The sequence below is a fragment of the Streptomyces sp. KLMMK genome (genome assembly GCF_036961605.1).
In the GTDB taxonomy this organism is placed as follows: Bacteria; Actinomycetota; Actinomycetes; order Streptomycetales; family Streptomycetaceae; genus Streptomyces; species Streptomyces telluris.
Map to the genome: position 1 here is coordinate 1 of NZ_JBAMDC010000648.1, position 2,147 is coordinate 2,147.

The 2,147-nt window shown below is 72.2% G+C and carries 2 protein-coding genes; one reads left to right on the top strand and one right to left on the bottom strand.

What is annotated here, in order from left to right:
* Window positions 1-1,431, top strand: a 1,431-nt coding sequence (locus V7793_RS36705; RefSeq protein WP_336014012.1) for a TIGR03767 family metallophosphoesterase, incomplete at its 5' end; no start/stop codon positions are given.
* Window positions 1,432-1,439: 8 nt separating this feature from the next.
* On the opposite strand, the gene V7793_RS36710 is transcribed toward V7793_RS36705, so the two are convergent.
* Window positions 1,440-2,147, bottom strand: a 708-nt coding sequence (locus V7793_RS36710) for a hypothetical protein (RefSeq protein ID WP_336014013.1), incomplete at its 5' end; no start/stop codon positions are given.

The window sequence follows — 2,147 nt, forward strand, 5'->3', positions numbered from 1 at the left end:
GCCGGGGCGCAGCGCGGCCGCGAGGACCGGCGTACGACGCTGGCCTCCTTCGTGCAGTTCACCGACCTGCACCTGACGGATGTGCAGCATCCGCTGCGCTACGAGTTCTTCCGGGCCGGCGAGCCCGGCGCGTGGCGTCCGCACGAGGCGCTGACCCTGCCCGGCGTGGTGTCGCTGATCGAGCGCGTCAACAAGCTCCGGCACGGGCCCGCGACCGGTGCGCCGCTGTCCTTCGTCATCACCACCGGCGACAACGGCGACGAGAACGCGCGGATCGAGGTCGAGTGGTTCCTCACCGCCATGAGCGGCGGCCGCATGAACCCCAACACCGGTGACCCGCGCCACTACGAGGGCGTCCAGAACAGCGGGCTGAAGCTCTTCTGGCAGCCCGAGAGCGCCCTGCGCGACCAGGACAAGCAGGCCGGCTTCCCGCGCATCCCCGGCTACCTCGGCGCCGCCACCCGCCAGGTCAACAGCCCGGGCCTGAACATCCCCTGGTACTCCACCTACGGCAACCACGACGGCCTCTCCGGCGGCTGCTACCCGGCCGCGGGCACCTTCATCGCCGAGGCCGCGACCGGCAGCAAGAAGCTCCAGACCGTCTCCGCAGCCGAGGCCAAGTGGCTGATGGAGGGCGAGTCCAAGGGCGTCGACCCCAAGGGCAAGCGGATCGAGGCCCTGCTGAAGGCGCACCGCAAGGAGATGCGCACCGTCACCGCCGACCCCCGCCGCGTGCCGCTGACCTCCCGGCAGTACGTGGCCGCGCACCTCGACCCCCGCTACAAGGGCCGCGGCCCCGTCGGCCACGGCTACACCCGCGACAACCTCGACTCGGGCGACCTCTACTACTCCTTCAAGATCTCCGACAAGGTCATCGGCATCAGCCTCGACACCACCGACCCCGGAGGCCACTACCAGGGTTCGCTCGGCACCGGCCAACTGCGCTGGCTGGAGCGCACCTTGAAGCGCTACGCGGACAAGTACGCGCTCGTCTTCAGCCACCACCCCAGCTGGAGCATGGACAACCTCACCCCCGACCCCACCCACCCCGGCGAGGACCGCCACGACGGCAACGAGCTGATCGCCGTCCTGAAGGACCACAGCAACGTCCTCGCCTGGATCAACGGCCACAGCCACCGCAACCGGATCCGTCCCCGCGGCACCTTCTGGGAGATCTCCACCGCCTCGCACGTCGACTACCCGCAGCTGGCCCGCGTCATCGAGGTCGCGGACAACCACGACGGCACGGTCTCGCTGTTCACCACGCTCGTCGAATCCGCCGCCCCCTACCGCACCGACCCCGGCGACCTCTCCCAGACCGGACTCGCCTCCCTCTACCGGGAACTGGCCTTCAACGCCCCCGGATCGGACATCTCCCTGGCCGGCGCGCCCGCCGACCGCAACACCGAGCTGCTGCTCTCCCGGCGCTGAGCCGGGCGTCACCGGGGCAGCACCACCAGATACGCGGCGGGGTCGCGGTCGGCCGACGCCATCAGGGCGGTACGGACCACCGCGGCCTGCTGCTCGGGGGTCTCGCGCAGCTTCTTCGGCGTGATGTGCACGACCATGACCCCGAGCCGCTCCAGGTGCTCCCGCTTGCGGAACTGCGCCGACCACACCGCGTCGTCGTCCTGGCGCGGCGTCCGCGAATCGATCTCCACGGCCACGCTGTGCTCGGGCCAGAACGCGTCCACCCGGCCCAGGCACGGGCCGCCCGGCAGCTGCAGGTCCACGTTCCACAGCGGGGCGGGCAGCCGGTGGTCGCGCACCAGGTCGTAGAGCCGGCCCTCGGCGACGGCCCGGCCCTCGGCCAGCAGCGTGTCCACGGCGTCCACCACGTGCGCCCGCGCCAGCAGCCGCGCCCGCGTCAACTCCTTGACGACGGCGGCCGCTTCGCAGTGCCCGCCGCGCACGGCCTCGGCCAGCAGCCGGCGCACCGTGGAGGCGTCGGTGAGCTGGGCGACGGTGTCCGCGACCGCGCGCGCGACCGGCGCCACGGGCACCCCCGTCACCATCTGCGGGTGCGGCAGGGCGTGGGCCCGCACGATCCGTACGAAACCGGACGCCCGCAGCCGACGGGTGCGCGGCACGAGCACGTCGACGTGGTCGAGGGCGAGCAGCGGCGGCACGGAGGTGAAGCGGTGCAG